Below are 21,356 nucleotides of genomic sequence, written 5' to 3'. Positions count from 1 at the left end.
AGTACCTAGTCAGAGACGTTGTTTGTGTTTTTATTGATTTAAATCTGTTAGTAGTAGCTCGTTAGAAACAGCAAAAGTAGTAACTTCTGTTAAAGCTGGATCCAAAGTGTATTTTGTAAATGAGGTAGTACTTTCTGGTTGGACATACATGGTTAGATTAGTCACATCATATCCTGACCAATAATGTGTGAAATCAGACAGAGAATTACTTTGACCTAAATGGCCAATCCCCCGAGGAATCATCACTGTTTGGAAGGCGCGATAGAGTTGCATAATCCCTTCAGAGCTATCAAATTCTTGGAGATTGTCAGAATAGTATAACGTACGAATGAAGCGTGACGGCGAAGTGAAGTCTCCTGGGATTCCTAGTAGTCCGTAAGAAGTCCCACCTTCAATTGGGTCAAGTGTTGCGCCTGATTTTAAAGTGTAAGGTTCTTTAATAGCGTAGTTGCGCATTCCGATATAGTTTCGTGCATTGGTTAAATGATAATTGTATTCTGGGCTGTTTGTGACTACGCCAATCGAATCATAAATGACGAACGCTCCGTTATCTGTTGGTTGCAAAACGATACTATTATTATTTTTATCATTAATGGTCCAGTGTAAGGTGAAATGAACTTCCCCCAATGAATCAAGTTGGAATTTTTGATCTAACAGGCCGATTTTTTCAAAAGCTACTTTTACTTCGTCAACGCTTTCAAAATTACTCAAAATATAAGCAAGTACTTCTTCTGCAATATGAGGTGTTAAACCACGATCTGCTAAACTTTCAGCAGGTGCTGTTGAAGATTCCATTAAATATTGAATATCACCAGATAAGCCGGCTTCGTTGATACCATCTGTGATAGCAAGGCTGACGGTTTTACCATCGTTCGCTGGTTGATCTGTGCCTGACATTGCTAGTCCCATAAAGGCATATTTTGCCGTCCAAGGATTTAGTTGGCTATTTAGAACTGTACCTTTTGGAAATTGAGCAATTAGAGTAGGGATTTTTGGTGCAATTGGATCTTCGTTGCCAAAAAAGTCAAACGTAAAATCCATCGTACGTCCATAAAAAATATCATTTGTTTTGGAAATAATCTTGATGCCTGTACACATAATAGTTTCCCCCAATTAATGTAAGTTTGTGAAGCCTGTTTACTAGTTAAGCATATCATACTCTAGGAAACAGCGGTGGCTAAATTCCTAAAATATTAGACAATTTTGTCTAAATGAGGTGAAAAAAATTTTTTAGCGATTTCCTTCACAAAACACCTTATTATCTTTCCGAAAATATGATATCTTTAGAATGGAAATTTCATGAAAAGAGGATGCGAATGTTTAAAAAGTACACACAAATGATAAGGGATGAATTTAAAGGGTATAATCAAAAAAAATTGAAAAAAGATTTCTTGGCAGGTTTGACTGTCGCAGCCGTCGCGTTGCCGTTAGCGTTAGCGTTTGGGGTCTCTAGCGGCGCCACTGCAGCAGCTGGCATGATCACGGCAATTATCGCTGGAATTGTGATTGGAAGCCTTTCAGGTGGGTTTTATCAAATTTCAGGACCAACAGGTGCGATGGCAGCTATTTTAATGTCAATTGCGGCAGTGCATGGCATGCAAGGGATTTTGTTGGCCACCTTTTTGGCGGGAATTTTCTTGCTTTTGGCAGGGATTTTGCGCTTAGGGAGCTTGACTTCTTTTATTCCGTCACCGGTCATTACCGGGTTTACTTCAGGAATTGCTATTATTATTGCGTTGGGGCAGCTTGATAATTTCTTTGGGGTTCGTTCAGAAGGCCACAATTTAATTGAGAAAATCAGCAGTTATCGTTCATTGGGCTTTGATTTAAGTATACCAACGACGGTTATGTCGATTTTAGTGGTGCTTGGATTAGTATTCTTTCCGAAAAAGTGGAATGCGATGATACCAGCTTCATTGGTGATGATTATTTTAGCTACTTTAGCAACAGTGGTTTTTCAACTGCCAGTGGCCACTGTAGGGAAAATTCCGACAAGTATTTTTAGTGATACACGTTTGGAACTTGGTTCGCTTCAATTAAGTGCGTTTCAGGATATTTTGGTGCCTTCGATTAGCATTGCTATGTTAGGTATGATTGAAAGTTTGCTTTGTGGCGCTTCGGCTGGTCGCATGACAGGGAAGCCATTAGACAGTAATCAGGAACTAGTGGCACAAGGAATTGGCAACTTAATTTTGCCATTTTTCGGTGGCGTGCCTGCGACGGCAGCGATTGCCCGCACGAGCGTAGTGATTAAATCTGGTGCGCAAACACGTTTAGCGGGTATTTTTCATGCAGTCTTTTTATTGTTATCGATGTTGCTTTTATCGCCAGTCATGTCTAAAATTCCCATGCCTGCGTTAGCTGGTGTTTTAGTGGTGACAGCGTGGCGAATGAATGAATGGTCGGTGATTAAAGAATTCTTCCAGAAACGTTTCCACACAGCCTTATGTTTATTCTTTTTAACGATGGTAGCGACCGTTATTTTTGACTTGAGTTTAGCGATTGTTTTAGGGGTCTTAGCGGGTTGCCTGTTTTTCATTGCGAAAAGTGCCGTGATTACGATTAATGTCGAGGAAGTTGATTGGTCAAGAATGGGGCTAGTACCGACCGAGTGTACAGAAAATTGGGTGGTGGTTTATTTGAGTGGCCCGTTATTTTTCATGTCTTCTGAACGATTGAAACAAACGTTACTGCAATTGGAAACAAAAAGTGGTGTAGTATTTTCAATGCGAGGAGTTCCTAGCATTGATAGTACGGCGCTAGATATTTTAGAAGAATTTTGTCTCGCAGCAGAAGGTCGTGGACAACAAGTTCAATTTGCCGCTCTGCAACCAGAAGTTGAAAAAATGATTCGAACCATTCAAGGAAATCAAGAGAAAGAATACCATTTCTCAGTCGCAGAATTTTTACAAACGGTGCATGTTGCAGAACAATAATTCATTTTCAAATGAAATGTTCTATTTTCTATCGCGGGCTTAATGGGTGAAGAAATAAGAAAAATAAGTGGGGACTAAAACGAGTTTCTAGATGAGTTCCTAAAAAATAATGAAGAGAAAACTTCTAAGTATGAAGTTTTCTCTTTATTATTTTTTTTAGGTTATTTATTGAATTACTTCTAGCATAACGTCTTTTTGATCATCCGTAACATTGCCTGCGTAGTTAGGAGTGATTAAAGATATCGAACCATTTTTATTGTTGAATAAGTATAAAGTACCCGATCTATTTTGTTCATCGTTTGAAGAAATATTAGTTCCTAAAATTAACTCTGTATTTACTTTAACGGTGCGAATACTGTTATCGGCCGCTGAAAATATTCTAATCTCTTTTGTAGGAATTGTATTTATAGATAGCTCATATTTATTAATGGCTTCTTTCACTTGATCATTTCCAGCCCCAAACAATTTAGTTCGGAAGGTAGCAGTTGGTGTTGAATTTAAGTTCTCTAACGTAATTGAAGTTGGCACATTCATTCCTTTAAAATTAAATACTAGTGGATTGTTTAAGCTACTAAGATCGACAGCATAAGGTGTTGCTTCTAAAGAATTTGCTTCTTCGACATTTGTGGATACTTCATTTTTAGACTTTGCCGAAGCTTGAGTGGTACTGGCACTTTCTGAAGTTTCTTTTAGTTTATTATTAGAGCTTGTTTCTGTGCTAGAACTGTAATGATTAGCACTGCTTTTCATTGATGTTGTATGATTGGTAGAATTTTCTTGTTTTTTAGGTTCATTCGCTTTTTGAGAACTACAACCTGTTAAAAAAATAACTAAAATAACACAAAATAATTTTTTCATACTATTCCTCCTATAGACGCTATAACTAATTTTATCTTACTTGTTAATATAACAAAAGAAATAATTATTTTATTTTCACGAATGCTCAAATTGTTTAAATCTGTAGTTTTTATACTTATTTTTGTTGCATTTGCAACAAAAATAAGTTAAAGTAATGACAATCATAAAATATTAGCGAAAGGAAGTGTCCTAGTGACAGATATTTTAAGAGAAATTGGCATGATTGCGCGGGCCTTAGATTCAATCAGTAATATTGAATTTAAGGAATTATCTTTAACACGAGGACAATATCTTTATTTGGTCAGGGTCTGTGAAAATCCTGGAATTATCCAAGAAAAGATCGCCGAACTGATTAAAGTTGATCGAACCACAGCGGCGCGGGCGATTAAGCGTTTGGAAGAACAAGGCTTTATTTATCGTCAAGAAGATGCAATCAACAAAAAAATTAAGCGGATTTATGCCACAGAAAAAGGGAAAAACGTTTATCCAATCATTGTGCGCGAAAATCAACACTCGAATCAAGTTGCTTTGCAAGGCTTGTCAGAAGTGGAAATTTCACAATTGGCAGATTACTTAGTCCGGATGCGTAAAAATGTCAGCGAAGATTGGGAATTTGTCAAAAAAGGGAACACTCGAAATTATTAAGGAAAGGACGACTGATTGATGGGAGAAATAAAAAAATTAACAATAGAAGATGCACCAGCGTTACAAGAAATCAGCATTGAAACTTATACAGATACTTTCGGACCATATAATACCCCAGAAAATATGCAAGCCTATTTAGTAGAAGCCTACAATTTAGAAAAATTACAAAAGGAATTGGCTAATCCCCACTCTGACTTTTATTTTATCTTTGTCGATAATCAATTAGCTGGCTACATGAAATTAAATCGTGAGAAGGCACAAACGGAACCGATGGGGCCAGAAAAGCTCGAGGTTGAGCGATTGTATATTTTGCCTGCGTTTAAAGGAAAGAAGCTGGGAACACAATTGTTAGAACTGGCGGAAGAAAAAGCTCGTGAATTTGGTAAAAACGCACTGTGGCTAGGTGTCTGGGAACACAATGATGCGGCGCGGTCATTTTATAAAACGATTGGCTACCGCTATTACAGTCAACATTCATTTTTTATGGGAGACGATGAACAGACGGATTTTATTTTGTTAAAGGAATTATAGCAAGAAAATTTAGAAACAAAGATTTCTGATTTTATCAGAAATCTTTGTTTATTTTTTTGATTAAAATTAAGCAATTTTTTATTTTCAAAATGTTATTTTTAAAAACGTAAAAATTGAAAAAGAAGATTTTGAATCTGTGAAAAGTTGTCGATCTTGTGAGAAAACTCTTTTGTCAGTGTCTTTTTTCAGGATGGGTCTCTTCCTGAAAATCCACTTCAGTTTATCTGTTTTGTGTGTTTTTGATTAAAAAACGTTGTGTTGGATTTCATTTAACTGTATAATTTATTTATGTCATTTTTAATAATAAGCGTATTTTAGCATTTGAAAAGAGAAGTTGTACATAATATGTGAATAAAAAGATTTGTTTCTTACTTTCTAGAGTGAGAGGACGATATAAAAAAGGTTGCTATTTTTTCGTTCAAAGTGAACAAAGAATCGTTTGTTATTTAGTTGGGGTAACTAATGATTGTTGTTATAAAAAGCGCTTACAATTCGTGTGATGAGAGTAGTACGCATGTTTGTGCAAAAGTGACAAAAAAGAGAAGGCAGGGTGTTTTAATAGAAAAAAATTTTTAATAAAAAGGAGAGTTTGTCGTGGAGAAAAATGTGTCTCAAGTAACAGCTCAAGAAGAAACAGCGCTGAAAGCACGTGGCTACAATGAGGATTTGTTGCCAAGTAGCCCGAAACAACGGACGATGGGCGCGCGCAATTTTTTTACATTATGGATGGGTTCGATTCATAATATCCCGAATTATGCAGCAGTGGGCGGCTTTATTTTCTTAGGTTTATCGCCGCTGCAAGTTATGCTGGCAGTTGTGTTAAGCTCATTCATTGTAGCAACTTTCATGAATTTGAATGGCGTGGCTGGCTCTAAATATGGGATTCCTTTTGCGATGCACTTACAGTCTACTTACGGCAGTCTCGGAGCAAAACTGCCAGGGTTCTTAAGAGGTTGTGTGGCCGCGATTGCTTGGTTTGGTCTGCAAACATTTACAGGATCGCTGGCTTTATTAATTATTCTCGGGAAATTTTGGCCGAACTTTTTACAAATTGGTGGATCATTCCAGTTTTTTGGTCTTAGGCTACCTGAATTAATGGCGTTTACTCTTTTTTGGCTCTTAAATGTGGCAATAGGTTTCGGTGGTAGCAAAATTTTGAACCGTTTTACCGCCATTTTAAGTCCGTTGATTTATGTCGTTATTATTGGATTAACGATTTGGGCCATTCGAGCTGGGGGCGGTTTAACACCAATTTTGTCCTATCAAGTTTCTGGTGCGATTCGTTCAGTCAATCCACTGGTGGCGTATCTGATTATTTTTAACTCGGTTGTGGCCGTTTGGTCAGCGCCTGGTGCGAGTGTGGCGGATTTTACTAAGAATGCGCGCTCGACACGTGCTCAGGTTGTGGGGCAAACAGCAGGTTTAGTTGTTGGTTATGGGATTTTCGCTTTTTCCAGTGTGGTTATTCTGTTAGGTGGTTCGCTGTATTTTGGGATTCAAGAATGGAATATTTTAAACATTATTGATCGTTTAGATAATGTGGCAGTGGTGGTCTTAGCCATGTCGGTTTTCTTATTAACGACTATTTCAACGAATGCAACGGGGAACATCATTCCGGCAGGTTATCAATTGGCGGCGCTATTTCCTAAAAAAATGACATATAAAAAAGGCGTCATGATTGCCAGTGTTATTAGCTTTCTTATTATGCCTTGGAAACTGATGGAAAACGCCGATAGTATTTTTATTTTTCTGAACGCAATTGGGGCTGTTTTAGGACCAGTCGCTGGTGTGATGATTGCGAATTATTATTTTGTTCAAAAGCAACAAATTGATTTAAATGCTTTATACGTAGATAAACACAAAAAAGAGGAAGCCAATCCTTTTTACGGATTAAACAAGCCGGCATATGTTGCTACTATTCTAGCGTTGGTTCTTTCCTTAAGTGGTCAATTTATTCCGCAGGTTAAAATCATTGCTGATATTTCGTGGTTTGTGGGCTTTGCCACAGGTTTTGTGCTGTACTTAGTGTTAAAAAAATGGACTTGGGATTCAAAAAAAGTGAAAGAAACAGCTTATCAGGAGGGAAAATAAATGCAAGCAGAGTTAGTGATTAAAAACGGGTTAGTTATTTTAGAAACTGGAGAAGTCATTACGGATGTCGCCGTTCAAGGAGGAAAAATCGTAGCGATTGGGCAAGACTTGTCAGGAGAACGTGTGATTGATGCGACGGGTTTAGTCGTTAGTCCTGGGATGGTGGATGCTCATGTTCATATTACCGATCCTGGTGGTGGTTACCGCGATGAATGGGAAGGGTATGTCACAGGAACGGCCGCTTGTGCCAAAGGGGGCGTGACGACCTTTATGGAAATGCCTTTAAATCAGATTCCAGCAACTGTGGATAAGACCTCTCTTGAGATCAAATACAAGGCAGGAGAAAATAAACTAAAAGTAGATGTAGGGTCATTTGGCGGCGTGGTCCCGACCAACTTGGCTGGCGGGATTCAGGAACTTGATGAAGGAGGCGTTTCCGGCTATAAATGCTTTTTAGGAACGTGCGGCGATCGTTCAATTGAAGGAGATTTTCAAAATGTCGACGATTATTCGCTATATGAAGGAATGAAACAAGTCGCCAAAACTGGCAAAGTGCTAGCAATCCATGCAGAAAATGCGCCAATTACGGATAAATTAGGCGCGTTAGCTTATCAAAATGGCGAAACGACTTTAGCAGCATATGTAGCTACACGTCCTGTGTTTACCGAAGTTGAAGCGATTCAAAAATCTATTTTATTTGCCAAAGAAACAGGTTGTCGGATTCATATTTGTCATGTGGCTTGTCAAGAAGGCGTGGAAGAAGTTTTAAAAGCCCAAGCAGAAGGGGTAGATGTGACTTGTGAAACATGTACGCATTATTTATATTTTACCACGGATGAACTTGATGCCATTGGTCCAGTTGTCAAATGTTCACCGCCGATTCGTGACGCGGACCAACAAGCCGCATTATGGAACCACGTGCAAACAGGCGGCATCGCGTTTGTAACCTCTGACCATTCTCCTTGTACGCCAGACTTAAAAGATACAACCAATGCTTTTGAAGCTTGGGGCGGCATTTCTGGTGTTCAAAATAACGTCGATGTGTTATTCGATGAAGCCGTCCAAAAACGTGGTTTATCCTTGAAACAATTCGCGGATATGATTGCAGCAAACCCAGCTGACCGTTATCACTTAGCACAAAAGGGCCGCATCAGCATTGGTAAGGATGCCGATTTTGTACTAATTAAACCTAATGCGCCGTATATCTTAAAAGCAGAAGATTTAGAATATCGAAATAAAATTAGTCCTTACATTGGTCGTGAAATTGGGGCCCAAGTGATTCAAACAATTTTAAGAGGCGAAACAATTTACGCACAAGAAACTGGGGTAACCGAGGCGTTTAACGGCGTATTTATCAAAAATTAAACACTTATTTTAGAAATGTAAAGGGACAGAAGCGTGATTGAATTAGCACCTCTGTCCACGAGTTAGAGAATGTTCATTGGCTATTTTGCACAAAAAAAGGCTTAATTTTGTTTGATAAGTACAATGAAGATAGCTAGGGAAACGTTTACAATCAGAGTGTAATCAGTCAGGAGGTTTTGTGATGGACTTGGAAAAAGTTTTAAAACAAAGAATCGAAGAGTTGTCAGCAATTGGGAGTAATCCTGCAGGAGGGATGACACGCTTACTTTATACAGATTCGTGGTTGGCAGCACAAAAGTATGTGCAAAGCCAAACTGAGGCGTTTGGACTGGAAACGCAATTTGACGAAGTTGGGAATCTGTTTTGTCGAGTGGCAGGAACGGAATTTCCTCAGGAAACGATTTTAACTGGGTCACATATCGACACCGTAGTTAATGGTGGGACCTTAGATGGTCAATATGGTGTTATTGCTTCCATGACAGCTGTTCAATATTTATTAGACAAATATGGGAAACCACGGCGTTCTTTAGAAGTGCTTTCCATGGCTGAAGAAGAAGGGAGTCGTTTTCCAACGGTTTTCTGGGGAAGCAAAAATGTCGTTGGTGAAGCCAAACGTGAAGAAGTAGTCGATATCTCTGACAACGAAGGCAAAAAGTTTGTTGATGAGATGCATCGCCAAGGCTTTGATTTTCGGCAAGAGCAAACTAGACGTGAGGACATTGAAGCATTTGTCGAAATTCATATTGAACAAGGCAATATTTTAGAGAACGAAAAGCTCCAAGTCGGTGTTGTTCATAGTATTGTAGGGCAACGTCGCTACACGGTTAACTTAAAAGGGCAAGCCAATCATGCAGGTACTACGCCAATGAGTTACCGTCATGATGCGGTATATGGCTTTGCTAAAATTTGTGCAGAAGCCATTGATCGTGCGAACGAAATTGGGGATCCGTTAGTTTTAACATTCGGTAAAGTCATTCCGAAACCCAATACAGTCAATGTGGTGCCTGGAGAAGTGGAATTTACAATTGACTGCCGTCATACCGACGCTGCTTTTTTACGACATTTTACAGGTGAATTAGAAGAACGGATGAAGACAATTGCTCAAGAATTAGGCTTGACGATTGCAATTGACCGCTGGATGGATGAAGCCCCTGTACCGATGAATCAAGCAATTGTAGAAGTTATTGAACAAAAAGCCAAAGAAGGCAAGTATCAGTATCGTATGATGCATAGTGGCGCTGGGCATGATTCGCAAATTATTGCGCCCCATTACCCGACAGCGATGATATTTGTGCCAAGTATTGGTGGGATTAGTCATAATCCAGCAGAAGCAACGGCATTTCCAGATTTGGTTGAAGGTGTCAAGCTTTTAGCAGATACCTTATATGAATTAGCGTATAAATAAGATAGAAAAGGAAGAATTGTGATGGGTTATAAAAATAATCGAGTTGGTTACCAAAAAGAATTGTTAACATCAAGAGCTGTGATAAAAAAAGACAATTACGCCATTATTCCCCATGATGGTTTGGTGCAAAATGCAGTACCTGGTTTTGAAAATGTCGATATTTCCATTTTGGGATCGCCTAAATTAGGTGCGACATTTGTGGATTACATTGCTACGTTTCATAAAAATGGTCAACAAACAACTGGTTTTGGTGGCGACGGGATCCAAACGTTGGTTTATGTCATTGACGGTCGTTTGCGCGTTTCAGATGGTCAAGAAACTCATGAACTTGAAGCCGGGGGCTACGCCTACTTTACGCCTGAAATGAAAATGTATTTAGCGAACGCACAGGAAGCGGACACAGAAGTTTTCTTATATAAAAAACGCTATCAGCCGTTGGCAGGCCATCAACCTTATAAAGTGGTTGGGTCAATTCATGACCAACAACCCGAAGAATATGAAGGAATGACAGACGTTTTACTTTGGAGTTTATTGCCGAAAGAGTTTGACTTTGATATGAATATGCATATCTTATCTTTTGAACCAGGTGCTAGTCATGCCTACATTGAAACGCATGTCCAAGAGCATGGCGCGTATTTAATTAGTGGCCAAGGGATGTACAATTTGGACAACGAATGGTATCCAGTGGAAAAAGGGGACTATATTTTCATGAGTGCCTATGTGCCACAAGCAGCCTATGCGGTTGGTCGTGAAGAACCGCTAATGTACGTTTATTCCAAAGATGCCAATCGTGAACCAGAATTATAAAGAAAAGCCGAATGTAAAGTAATGACCTCGGAACAATAGGATTTGAACACGCAGTGGTGAACGGTAGAGTCCTTTTTCTTGGTAGACGTTACTTTTATTCGGCTATTTTCCTGTTAATTATTTTTCTGAAAGTTCCAGCGCTACCCGTAAGAGTAAACTCGTCTCAGGCTCTTGAATAGAGGTGCCTAATAACTTTTCACATTGATTCATGCGATATTTAATGGTGTTTCTGTGAAGGTAAAGAGCGTTAGCCGTTTTAGTAATTTCGCAATTGAAATCTAAAAAAACTTTCAAGGTTTTTCGTAATTCTTGTAACGTCGGTTCCGTCGGATAGGCCAACTCTTTCAATTGTTGCTGGCAAAAGTATTCAACATCTTCAGTGCCAATCTTTTCGAAAAGTCCAGCTAGGCCTTTGGGATGGAACAATTGCACAGTCGCTGGTTTTTGAGCGTGTAAAGAAGCCTCTAATGTCGAGGAAGCTTCAATATAAGAATTAGGCAAATCTTCTAGGTTTTCATAAGCATTGCCTAAAGCAAAGCGAATGGTAATAGGCAAAGTCTGTTGCAAACGTTCAGCGAGGTTTTGCAAAATCATCAAATGGTCATTTTTCTTTGATTGAAAAATCAAGATACTTTTATTTTGATTTTTTAATTTAAACAAGGCGACATCTGGCAGGATTTCCGGCAATTGTTCTTTGAGCCATTGGAAAATTAGTTGCCCTTCTGCTTGCTGATAACGAATATGGGTTTCATTTTCTGGTTTAGTCACGCCGTAGACAATCGCTAATTGATAATAATCACTGTTGATTAAACGATAATTTTTCCAAAGTTCCAACCAATTTTGATGTTTACTCAGCGCTTCTTGATGTGTATCAAGCAAGCGGTCCAAAAAGTCTGTTTTGAGATGTTCAAAAGATTCAGCAATTTTCTGGTTTTTAAATAACATAAAAGTCAAAACTAAAATGGCCTGATCAATGGCAAATTCAGAAATAGGGTAAGGAATCTGTTCAGGAGATAAGACCAATAAATAATAGGGAAAATAATCGTTCACACGAATTGGAAAGCCAGCTACTTGAATGTTTTCTTGTCGCTCATCCTGTAAACGAAAGATTTTCTTTTCTTGTGCCAATTGTTGAAAGTGGTCTTTTGATAATTGTTCGATGAAAAACTCCGCCGATTTTTGATTGCCATAAAAATAATTCGAGTGGGCAATCACCTGTTGCCAAGGACTTAATAAAATAATTGGCGCATTTAAAATTTTCGCAAATTCAGCGATGAAGCGCGTAGCATCAACATCTTGCATTAATAATGTTGAAAAACGCTTTTGTATGTCAAATGCTACAGACATCTGTTCGGTTTTGCTATCACGAAGATAGCCTACAATTTCATGCAACAACCCGCCTAGTGGCTGTGTGCTAGGAATTTTAATCAGGGGCAAATCAACGGCACTGGCATAGGCAACAATTTCTGGTGAAATTTCGTCAAGGAACCGCCCAACTTTGATTCCTAAAGCCGTACACTCTGCTTGTTTTAGCGAGTCAATAAAAGGTTTCAATTTTTCTTGATCATCTTTATAAATCATTGCCGTTGTTAAAATCATGACATTTTTAGGGATAAAATCAGCCACATCAGGTGTTTCCGTGATTTCTACACTTTCCAAGGGCTGTGTTAAGTTTGAGTGAGACGATAATAATTGTAAGTCAGAAAATCTTGGTAAAGCCAAGACCTCAGCTAATATTTTCATCACAACAACCTCCTTTTTTTATAGTATATCGAAGAATAAAAAGGAGTACAAAAGATAGTTATTGAATATGTCTAAAAAACAAAGTCAAAATAGTGCAAATTGAACAATGAATTTCTGGGTTTTTCCAAAGATAATAAAAGAGAAGAATTAAAAATGAAGTGAGGGATTACTATGTATCAACAACCAAATTTTGTACGGCGAACAATCATGACGCCGGGACCAGTCGAAGCCCATCCATCGGTACTTCGTCAAATGGGTCAACCAATTTTAGGGCAATTTGATCCAGAATTTCTACAGATTATGGACGAAGTTCGGGAAATGATTAAAGTACCTTTTGCCACAAAGAATCAACAAGCCTTTGCCATTGATGGCACGTCACGTTCAGGCTTAGAAGCGGGGTTATTTGCATTGATTGAGCCAGGTGACAAAGTGCTTGTGCCTGCGTATGGCCGGTTTGCTTATTTATTAGGTGAAATTTGCGAACGCGCCCGGGCCGAAGTCATTTATTTAGAAAAGGACTGGCTCGCACCGTTTGAACAAACAACGGTGATTGAAGCGATTAAAGAACATCAACCAAAAATTGTTGCGATGGTCCACGGCGAAACGGCGAATGCACAAATGCAACCGCTGGATCAAATTGGCGCCTTTTGTCGGGAAAATGAAATTTTCTTCGTAGTAGATATGGTGGCGACTTACGGCGGTGTCGAAACAAAGGTCGATGATTGGAAGATTGATATTGCGGTAGCAGGCACTCAAAAATGTGTCAGTGTACCTTCAGGCCTTTCTTTGATTACTTACAACCAACGTGTGGCCGACTATCTGGCGGGCCGTTACCAAAAAGAGTTAGGGCTTGGCGCGGATGCGCGGAATGAACGGTTCATTCAAAGTAACTACTTGGATTTATCGCAATTAGAAAAATATTGGGGACCAGAGCGCTTAAATCACCATACAGAAGCGACTACAATGATTTATGGGCTACATGAAGGGCTGCGCTTGTTACTTCAAGAAGGCATGGAAAATGTCTACGCACGCCATCGGAAAAACGATCGTATTTTAGTTGAAAGTCTGCAAAAAATGGGCTTAGAAATTTTCGGGAAGTTAGACACAAAAACACCAACAGTCATTCCTGTGGTCATTCCAGAAGGAATTGATGGTGAAAAAGTGCGGAGCTTATTACTGGATCATTTTAAAGTTGAAATTGCCTCTTCCTTCGGTGATTTAAAAGGAAAAATTTGGCGGGTCGGTAATATGGGTTACAGCAGTCGCGAAGACAATGTGTTGCATTTCTTAAGTGCCTTTGAGACTGTATTGAAACACCAAGGTTATCAATTTGAAGGCGGTAGCGGTAGTACTCATGCATTGGCTGAGTATTTAAACTAAAAAAGAAGGTAGGACAAAGGTCACTACGTAAAAAAAGCGTAGTGCTTTTGTTCCTTGTGAAACGTTAACCAAAAAAATGATTGGTGGAGGAAAAGAAAATGACAGACAAGACAAAAAGTTCGTTGGCTTATTGGAAAAAAATCGTTATTTTACTATGTATGGGCTGGGTAACAATCTGGATTTATCGTTCCGCGCTTTCTCCCGTTTATCCACAAATTCGCGCGTCTCTAAATGGTAACGCTTCCGATACGGCACTAGGGTCCATTTCTAGCTTTTATTTTCTCGGTTACGTAGTCATGCAGATCCCTGCAGGCTTCTTGGTAGACAAGATTGGGAAAAAACGTGTATTAATTCCAGGATTTATCTTGTTTGCGCTGGCAGCATTACTGATTGCCCAAGCCCAAACGATTGGAACAATTTACTTAGGTAGCTTATTGGCAGGCTTAGGATGTGGTTCTTTCTATGGCTCGGCTTACTCGTTGACGTCGCAAAACATTCCTCAAGCCAAAAAAAGTTTTGCAACAGCTATTGTCAACAGTGGTTCAGCAGTTGGTTCAGGTTTAGGGATGATTTTATCTAGTTATTTAGTTGCCCAAAAAGGATTACCTTGGCAAGTGATGATGTACATTTCCGCCTTTATGATTATTTGTATGTTAGTGGCTTTTCAAGTGATTATTCGCAATCATAAAGAAGACATGGCCTTGATTCAGCCAACCGTTGTTGATGAAAAAGATAACGGAGCGGTAAAAGAAAAAGTGCCCTTTAAAAAACTGTTTGCGCCACATATGCTATTTGCGTATATTTTATATTTTGGCACTTGTTATGCATATTATATGATTGTGACTTGGTTACCTAATTTTTTAAGTACCGAACGCGGTTTCCAAGGAGCGGCAATTGGATTGTCCTCTTCGCTGGTCGCATTTGCCTCTATTCCAGGAGCGTTATTTTTTAGTCGGTTGGCGGATAAGTACATGCATAAAAAAGTTCAATTCATCGTTGTTTTAGAATTTTTAGCAACAGCTATGCTCTTGTTAACTGTACAAGTAAGTAATGCAACGTTGTTATTAATTGCTTTAATTATGTATGGGTTCTTAGGAAAATTAGCTGTAGAACCGATTATTATTTCTTGGCTAGGTGAAAATGCACCAAAAATTGGAATTGGCACTACTTTGGGCGTGTTTAACTTTTTCGGCATGATGTCATCTGTGATTGCCCCAGCTTTAACTGGGAAAATTTCTGACACAACGGGTTCGAAAGTCATGGGCTTTTATATCGCCGTCGTGATTTTACTAATTGGCACGATTCTTTTTATGCTTGTTAATTTAAAAAAACGCGGGGCAGATTCGTCTAATAAATAAAAAAACAACGCAAACTTATCTTTCGTTGAATAAGTTTGCGTTGTTTTACTTTTTGACAATCATATTAATCGCTTGTGCTAATCGCTCTTCTTGTTCTTTAGGATCTTTTTCAGGATTTTCAAAGCAATGCTTTAGATTCTCCGCAACTATCATTCCCATTACGCGATCAATACTAGAACGGACCGCACTCAACTGAGTGATAACATCGATACATTCTTTTTCTTCATCAATCATTTTTTGAATCCCGCGAATTTGACCTTCTGTGCGGCGTAAACGATTCAGCACTTTCTTTTTTTCTTCAGTCATTTTGCCCCTCCTTAAGAGTAGTGATTGGTTTAAAATATACCTATACGAGGTATTTTTGTCAACTATCTTTTCTTTGAATCTAAAAAGGGCAGAAATCTCTTCAGTTGACAAGTCTAACTTTTTCATGTTAAATATACCCCATAAGGTATATAGGAGAAGGAGAAAAAGATGTTATTTCAATTGTTTAAAAAAACGCCAAGTATTTCAACAAAAGAATTGCAGTCACGTTTATCTAAAGAGATAACGTTATTAGATGTCCGAACACCTAGCGAATACCGCACAGGGCATATTCCACAAGCGATTAATGTCCCACTTAACAAAATTCCCGCCTACAACAAATCCGCTAACGAAGTCTATGTGATTTGCCAGTCCGGCATGCGCAGCAAAAATGCGGCCAAAATTTTAGCGAGAAAAAACTATCACGTGATTAACGTTCGTGGCGGGATGTCCCAATGGTCTGGTCAAATTAAAGGAGGAAAATAAATGAAAATTGTAATTATCGGAGGCGTGGCTGGTGGTATGTCAGCAGCGACACGTTTACGTCGCTTAATGGAAGATGCTGAAATTGTTGTCATGGAAAAAGGCCCTTTTGTTTCATTTGCAAACTGTGGTTTGCCTTACTACGTTTCTGGCGAAATCGCAGAAAGAGAGCAACTGCTTGTTCAAACACCCGAAGCGTTAAAGGCACGGTTTAATTTAGATGTTCGTCCTCACCATGAAGTCGTGGCGATTGATCCAATAGAAAAAGTGATCACAGTGAAACATGAAACAGAAATTTTAACAGAACACTATGACAAATTAATTTTATCACCAGGGGCGAAACCTTTTGTGCCACCAATTACAGGATTGGCAGAAGCCAAAAATGTTTTTTCATTAAGAAATGTTCCTGATTTAGATCAAATTATGACAGCCTTGACACCAGAAACAAAACGAGCCGTCGTGATTGGCGCAGGCTTCATTGGCTTGGAAATGGCAGAAAACTTACAAAAACGCGGATTAGAAGTCACTCTCGTGGAAAAGGCACCCCATGTTTTACCGCCATTAGACGAAGAAATGGCCGCTTTTGTCAAAGCTGAATTAAGCAAAAACAATGTTCAAGTAATTACGGGACAATCTGCGGTTGCTTTTGAAGAAGAAGGGCAAGTGATTCGCTTAGAAGACGGTCAAACATTAGCTTCTGATTTAACCATTTTGTCGGTGGGTGTCCAACCAGAAAATACCTTAGCAGTTGAAGCAGGTGTAGCAACTGGTTTACGTGGCGGTATCGTTGTTGATGAACACTATCAAACGAATCAACCCGATATTTATGCGGTTGGGGATGCTATTGTAGTGAAACAACAAATCACTCAAGAAGATGCGCTGATTTCTTTAGCTTCTCCCGCCAATCGCCAAGGACGTCAAGTAGCGGATGTGATTGCTGGGTTAGAGAGAAAAAATCAAGGGAGCATTGGGACCGCTATTGTGCGAGTCTTTGATTTAACCGCCGCTTCAACTGGTTTAAGCGAACGAGCTGCTAAAGCTGCTGGACTAACAACAGCTGTTGTGCATATCAGTGGAAAAGACCATGCGGGGTATTATCCTGGCGCAACAGATCTTCAGTTAAAATTAGTTTTCCATCCTACGACAGGGGAAATTTATGGCGCACAAGGAATTGGGGCAAAGGGCGTAGATAAGCGGATTGATATTCTTGCGACCGCTATTAAAGGACAGTTAACTATTTTTGATTTGCCTGAATTAGAGTTTACCTATGCGCCGCCGTTTGGTTCAGCGAAAGATCCTGTGAACATGTTAGGCTATGCAGCGATGAACCTTGTAGAAGGATTGAGTGAAAACGTTCAATGGTATGAGTTATCCAACGAATTAGCTAATGGAGCTGTTTTATTAGATGTCCGTAATCCCGCCGAACGAGCCAATGGTCAATTTAAAAATGCTGTGTCTATTCCTTTAAATGAGTTAAGAGAGCGTTTGGAGGAATTAGACAAGTCAACGGAGTACATTGTTAGTTGTCACAGCGGTTTGCGTAGTTATATTGCAGAACGGATGCTAAAACAAGCAGGCATCTCAGCCAAAAATTTAGATGGTGCTTTTGCGCTATATCGAATGGTAAAACCGGAGGAACTAGAAAATGTATAACACGATTGGCATGCCTGAATTTTATCAGGAAGCAAAACGAAAAAAATTACCGATTATTGATGTACGAGAAGAAATGGAATACCAACTGGGGCATGTCCCTCAGGCCATCAACTTACCTTTAAGTACTTTAACCGAAAATTATCAGCAATTAGATAAAAACCAACCCTATTATCTGATTTGTCAAATGGGCTCGCGCTCCGCACAAGCGTGTGCGTTTCTCAGTCAACAAGGGTATCAAGTAACCAATGTTCTAGGTGGTACATCTGGCTGGTTGGGTCAATTAGAACAATAAAATAACAAAAAACGTTTATCCTTTTACACAGGATAAACGTTTTTTTGTTAAATAAAGATGTGTCAAAACTGTAAGAAGAATGATAGGAAGATGAAGGGACCAGTTTTTTTATTCATTATATACTAAATAAAATGACAAACTCGTCAACAGAAATCAAGGAGGAACAAATAAATGAAAAAGTCAGGCCAGAAGAAGCGAAATAAAAAAGTGTGGTTCGGTATTGGTGCCGCAGTGGTCGTCGTCGGATTTATCGGAGCAAAAACAGTTTTTTCTTCAAAAGAAGTTGAACCTGAATACACAACGTATACCATTACAGAAATGGCCTCATTAAAATTAGATGGTCAAGTGAGTTTTCTAGATACTCGGGATATTTTCTTTGATCCTTCTTTAGGAAAAATTGCCGAAATAAATGTTGAAAATGGTAAAGAAGTCAAGAAAGATAGTCCATTGTTAACGTACAATAACTCAGACATCCAAGCCACAGAAACAGAACAAGCGAATGCCGTTAATCGGAACAATCTTCAAGTCCAACAAGCACAAGAGAACGTTAACTTAGCCACTCAAAAATACAATGAAGCCTTAAACAAAGTTGCTGCAGCCAAGCAAAAATTAAACACCGCAAAAGAGGCTGAAGAGAAAGAAACACTAAATGCGGAAATTCAGCAATTGAATGAAGCCGTTAGTGCTGCGAATAGTGAAGTCGCCCAAGCTAACCAAGCCCTTCAATTAGCCAACAGTGATGCCGTCGGAGCAGCAAACACGCTTGAACAAACACGTGGCAAAGTCAACACAGTCGTTACAGCACCAATTGATGGCCAAGTCACTGTTGATGCTAGTGCCATGAGTAGTACCGACAAACCAGTCATTAAAATTGCAACACAAAAGAAAAATATTCAAGGAAAAGTAACCGAATATGATTACGATAAATTACAGACAGGGGAAGAAGTAACAGTGACGACCGTTGGTTCAGGTAAATCAGCACCAGGCAAAATTGTTTCCATTGCGCAAACCCCAATAGCTAAAAATGAAGGCAATCCAGTAGTGAGTTATCAATTTACAGTAGAAGGTGATTTTCCTTGGGCAGAAGGCTTGTCTACTAGCATCGCTGTGCCACAAAAGCAAATGATTATACCGACAGCAGCAATCCAAAAAGAAGGCCAAAAAGAATTTGTCTATGTTTACAAAGCGGGCAAAGCGAAAAAAACACCGATTGAAACAGAAACAAATTTAGGTCGTAAAGTTGTCAAAAGTGGCTTGAACTGGAAAGACCAAGTGATTGCCAATCCCAATAAAGAATTAAAAGATAATCAAGATGTTCAGGTAGCTGCCAATGATTAAGCTATCCCATATTCATAAATATTATTATTCCGAAGAAGAAACACTGCATGTGTTAGATGATATTAACCTCCAAGTAGATGCTGGAGAATTTTTAGCAATTATGGGTCCTTCTGGTTCTGGGAAATCGACTTTGATTAATTTGCTAGGCTTTATTGATAAAAAGTTTGAAGGAACGTATTTATTTGAAGACCGTGAAATTGGCGACTTTTCTGATAAGGAACTATCCCGAATTAGAAATGAAGCAGTCGGCTTTGTCTTTCAGAATTTTAGTTTAATTGAAACACTAACAGTTGAAGAAAACATTGAATTACCTCTTTTATATAGTGGGTTAACCCCAAAAGAAGCCAAAGATCGTGTCCACGAAGTTCTGACAAAAGTCGGCTTGCCAGATAAAGGCAAGAAGCATCCAAAACAACTTTCGGGCGGACAACAACAACGTGTGGCCATTGCGCGTGCGATTGTCAATCGGCCAAGTTTTATTATTGCAGATGAACCAACTGGGGCTTTAGATAGTAAAACATCGGAAGAAATTTTAACGCTCTTTCAGCAATTAAACAATGAAGGTGTCACCATTATTTTAGTGACACATGATGAAGAAACAATTGAATACTGCAATCGTTTGATTAAAGTTCGTGATGGAAAGATTTTAGAGGAGGTGCTGACATGAAACGTTCAATTATTTGGAAAACCGCCTTCCGTTCCATTTTGAAAAATAAGCGACGCAGCTTGTTAACGATGCTAGGGATTGTCATCGGGATCGCTTCGGTGATTACCATCGTGGCTATCGGTAACGGCTTTAAAGAAGACATGGTCGATAAATTATCTGCTGAAAAACAAAAAGAAAATGTGAAAAAGATTTCTTTTTCGGCCTACAACACTTCGGATATGTTTAGTGACCAAGCGATGTTTACCGACAATGATTTAGGGGTCGTGCGCATGGTTCCTGGCGTAGAAAAAATTGATTTTGATCAAAGAGAAGTTGATGGCGCCCAAAAAGGTACACTGAATTTTCAAGCAGGACCGAAAAATCTTTCCGTAACCTATGAACTTGCCGACAAAACCACCAAAGAATTGTTGGTGGGACGCCAACTGAATGATGGAGACAATGCAAAACTGGATAAAACAGTGGTGGTGGATGAACTGGTTGCCAAAGAACTCTACCAAGACCCGACTGCAGCAGTTAATCGAACTTTTCCATATAAAGAGCAACTTTTTACCATTGTTGGCGTGACAACCAATACCAGCGGTGCCATTGGTCCAGGTAATGATGACTCATTACTTTATTTTCCCAAAAAGACCTATGAACATTATTTCGGCAAGCTAAAAGATACATCTACGTTGAAGCTAACAGTAGCACCTGGCTATCAACCAGATCAAGTATTGAAAGAAACAATAAAAACTCTCTCTCAACAAGGAACCATGAAAAACAGCGGGACGTATCAAGAATATAATGTTAAAGATACCATCAAAGAAATGGGCTCTTTATTAAATAATTTAACCTTGTTTATTTCCGCAATTGCGGCCATTTCACTGGTAATTGCTGGGGTCGGCGTTATGAATATGATGTACATTTCGGTCTCAGAACGGATTAAGGAAATTGGTATCCGACGTGCATTGGGCGGGACAGCCAGTGATATTAAAAAGCAATTCTTAACAGAAGGGATTGCCTTGACCTTAATCGGCGGAATTACTGGTTATCTTTTAGGAATGATTATTGCCTACTTAGCATCAATGGCACTACCGTTTTCTGTTCGTCCAGATTTAATGACGGTTTCATTAGCCATCGGGATTTCTGTCTTTATCGGGGTTGTATTTAGCTATTTCCCTGCCTCGGCAGCTTCAAAAAAAGACTTAATCGATATTATGAAATAAATATAAATAGCAAAGAAACAGCCATTTTTGGCTGTTTTTTTTAGTGAAAGTAGAAAAAAATCCAAAGATTTCAAGAGAAAGTAGCTAACAAACGTCAAAAGGTTGATATTAGCTACCAACCTTTTGACGTTTGTTAGCTAAATAAAAAAGAAAAAAATTAAAAAAATAGCACGTTGAGAATTAAATAACAAACATTTTTTAAATAAGACTATTGGAAATCCTTTATAAATCTGGGATTACAGGAATGACTGTTAATGACTGATTTGCTTGTAAATTTCTAAATTTTAATTCGAAAA

General features: G+C 38.9%; 19 protein-coding genes. 15 read left to right on the top strand and 4 right to left on the bottom strand.

The window, feature by feature from the left end; genetic code table 11:
- Positions 1-30 precede the first annotated feature (30 nt).
- Positions 31-1,098: a choloylglycine hydrolase family protein gene (locus tag IGL23_RS12120; protein WP_033594882.1), complete on the bottom strand. Its 1,068-nt coding sequence runs from the start codon at positions 1,096-1,098 to the stop codon at positions 31-33.
- Positions 1,099-1,274: 176 nt separating this feature from the next.
- Between IGL23_RS12120 and IGL23_RS12115 the strand changes: the two genes are divergently transcribed.
- Positions 1,275-2,936 (top strand): SulP family inorganic anion transporter, encoded by a 1,662-nt coding sequence (locus IGL23_RS12115; RefSeq protein WP_033594880.1) that lies wholly within the window; start codon positions 1,275-1,277, stop codon positions 2,934-2,936.
- A gap of 165 nt (positions 2,937-3,101) precedes the next feature.
- Here the strand turns inward: IGL23_RS12115 and IGL23_RS12110 are convergent, their stop codons facing one another.
- Complete coding sequence (locus tag IGL23_RS12110; protein WP_033594878.1) at positions 3,102-3,794, bottom strand: hypothetical protein; 693 nt, start codon at positions 3,792-3,794, stop codon at positions 3,102-3,104.
- A 192-nt stretch (positions 3,795-3,986) separates the two neighbouring features.
- Between IGL23_RS12110 and sylA the strand changes: the two genes are divergently transcribed.
- From sylA to allE, 6 genes are all read left to right on the top strand, one after another.
- Entirely contained in the window at positions 3,987-4,439 is a 453-nt protein-coding gene (gene sylA / locus IGL23_RS12105; protein ID WP_010823229.1) for a transcriptional regulator SylA, read from the top strand.
- 18 nt (positions 4,440-4,457) lie between these two features.
- On the top strand, positions 4,458-4,970 hold the full coding sequence (locus tag IGL23_RS12100) for a GNAT family N-acetyltransferase (RefSeq protein WP_010823228.1): 513 nt from the start codon (positions 4,458-4,460) through the stop codon (positions 4,968-4,970).
- A 594-nt stretch (positions 4,971-5,564) separates the two neighbouring features.
- Positions 5,565-7,061, top strand: coding sequence for an allantoin permease (gene allW / locus IGL23_RS12095; RefSeq protein ID WP_033594876.1), 1,497 nt, complete (start codon positions 5,565-5,567; stop codon positions 7,059-7,061).
- Positions 7,062-8,426: an allantoinase AllB gene (allB, locus tag IGL23_RS12090; protein WP_033594874.1), complete on the top strand. Its 1,365-nt coding sequence runs from the start codon at positions 7,062-7,064 to the stop codon at positions 8,424-8,426.
- A gap of 181 nt (positions 8,427-8,607) precedes the next feature.
- A complete protein-coding gene (gene allC / locus IGL23_RS12085) occupies positions 8,608-9,831 on the top strand; it encodes an allantoate deiminase (protein ID WP_033594872.1) in 1,224 nt (407 codons plus the stop codon).
- A 21-nt stretch (positions 9,832-9,852) separates the two neighbouring features.
- Positions 9,853-10,638: a (S)-ureidoglycine aminohydrolase gene (gene allE / locus IGL23_RS12080; protein WP_002384779.1), complete on the top strand. Its 786-nt coding sequence runs from the start codon at positions 9,853-9,855 to the stop codon at positions 10,636-10,638.
- A 117-nt stretch (positions 10,639-10,755) separates the two neighbouring features.
- Here the strand turns inward: allE and IGL23_RS12075 are convergent, their stop codons facing one another.
- Positions 10,756-12,381 (bottom strand): PucR family transcriptional regulator, encoded by a 1,626-nt coding sequence (locus tag IGL23_RS12075; RefSeq protein ID WP_033594870.1) that lies wholly within the window; start codon positions 12,379-12,381, stop codon positions 10,756-10,758.
- A gap of 171 nt (positions 12,382-12,552) precedes the next feature.
- Here IGL23_RS12075 and IGL23_RS12070 point away from each other — a divergent pair, with 171 nt between their 5' ends.
- Both IGL23_RS12070 and IGL23_RS12065 read left to right on the top strand, forming a co-directional pair.
- Entirely contained in the window at positions 12,553-13,761 is a 1,209-nt protein-coding gene (locus tag IGL23_RS12070) for a pyridoxal-phosphate-dependent aminotransferase family protein (protein ID WP_002355061.1), read from the top strand.
- Between the two features lie 98 nt (positions 13,762-13,859).
- On the top strand, positions 13,860-15,119 hold the full coding sequence (locus IGL23_RS12065; RefSeq protein WP_002368361.1) for an MFS transporter: 1,260 nt from the start codon (positions 13,860-13,862) through the stop codon (positions 15,117-15,119).
- Positions 15,120-15,164: 45 nt separating this feature from the next.
- Here IGL23_RS12065 and IGL23_RS12060 read toward each other — a convergent pair whose 3' ends face one another.
- Positions 15,165-15,425, bottom strand: coding sequence for a metal-sensitive transcriptional regulator (locus IGL23_RS12060; protein ID WP_002355063.1), 261 nt, complete (start codon positions 15,423-15,425; stop codon positions 15,165-15,167).
- A 168-nt stretch (positions 15,426-15,593) separates the two neighbouring features.
- Between IGL23_RS12060 and IGL23_RS12055 the strand changes: the two genes are divergently transcribed.
- The 6 genes from IGL23_RS12055 (at position 15,594) to IGL23_RS12030 (ending at position 21,060) form a co-directional block, all read left to right on the top strand.
- Positions 15,594-15,908, top strand: coding sequence for a rhodanese-like domain-containing protein (locus tag IGL23_RS12055; RefSeq protein ID WP_033594868.1), 315 nt, complete (start codon positions 15,594-15,596; stop codon positions 15,906-15,908).
- Positions 15,909-17,558, top strand: a complete 1,650-nt coding sequence (locus IGL23_RS12050; RefSeq protein WP_002387331.1) for an FAD-dependent oxidoreductase — start codon at positions 15,909-15,911, stop codon at positions 17,556-17,558. It abuts the gene before it with no gap.
- Complete coding sequence (locus tag IGL23_RS12045) at positions 17,551-17,850, top strand: rhodanese-like domain-containing protein (RefSeq protein WP_002355066.1); 300 nt, start codon at positions 17,551-17,553, stop codon at positions 17,848-17,850. Before IGL23_RS12050 ends, IGL23_RS12045 begins: the two co-directional genes overlap by 8 nt.
- Before the next feature lie 171 nt (positions 17,851-18,021).
- Entirely contained in the window at positions 18,022-19,188 is a 1,167-nt protein-coding gene (locus IGL23_RS12040; RefSeq protein ID WP_002359132.1) for an efflux RND transporter periplasmic adaptor subunit, read from the top strand.
- Entirely contained in the window at positions 19,181-19,855 is a 675-nt protein-coding gene (locus tag IGL23_RS12035; RefSeq protein ID WP_002367351.1) for an ABC transporter ATP-binding protein, read from the top strand. Before IGL23_RS12040 ends, IGL23_RS12035 begins: the two co-directional genes overlap by 8 nt.
- The gene (locus tag IGL23_RS12030; RefSeq protein ID WP_033594866.1) at positions 19,852-21,060 is read left to right on the top strand and encodes an ABC transporter permease; all 1,209 of its coding nucleotides are present in this window, start codon (positions 19,852-19,854) and stop codon (positions 21,058-21,060) included. Before IGL23_RS12035 ends, IGL23_RS12030 begins: the two co-directional genes overlap by 4 nt.
- The last annotated feature ends 296 nt before the right edge of the window (positions 21,061-21,356 follow it).

It is taken from the genome of Enterococcus sp. MSG3299, assembly GCF_050555765.1.
GTDB lineage: Bacteria > Bacillota > Bacilli > Lactobacillales > Enterococcaceae > Enterococcus > Enterococcus faecalis.
The sequence above is the reverse complement of the archived record's forward strand: the minus strand, read 5'-3'. Positions and strand labels throughout refer to the sequence as shown.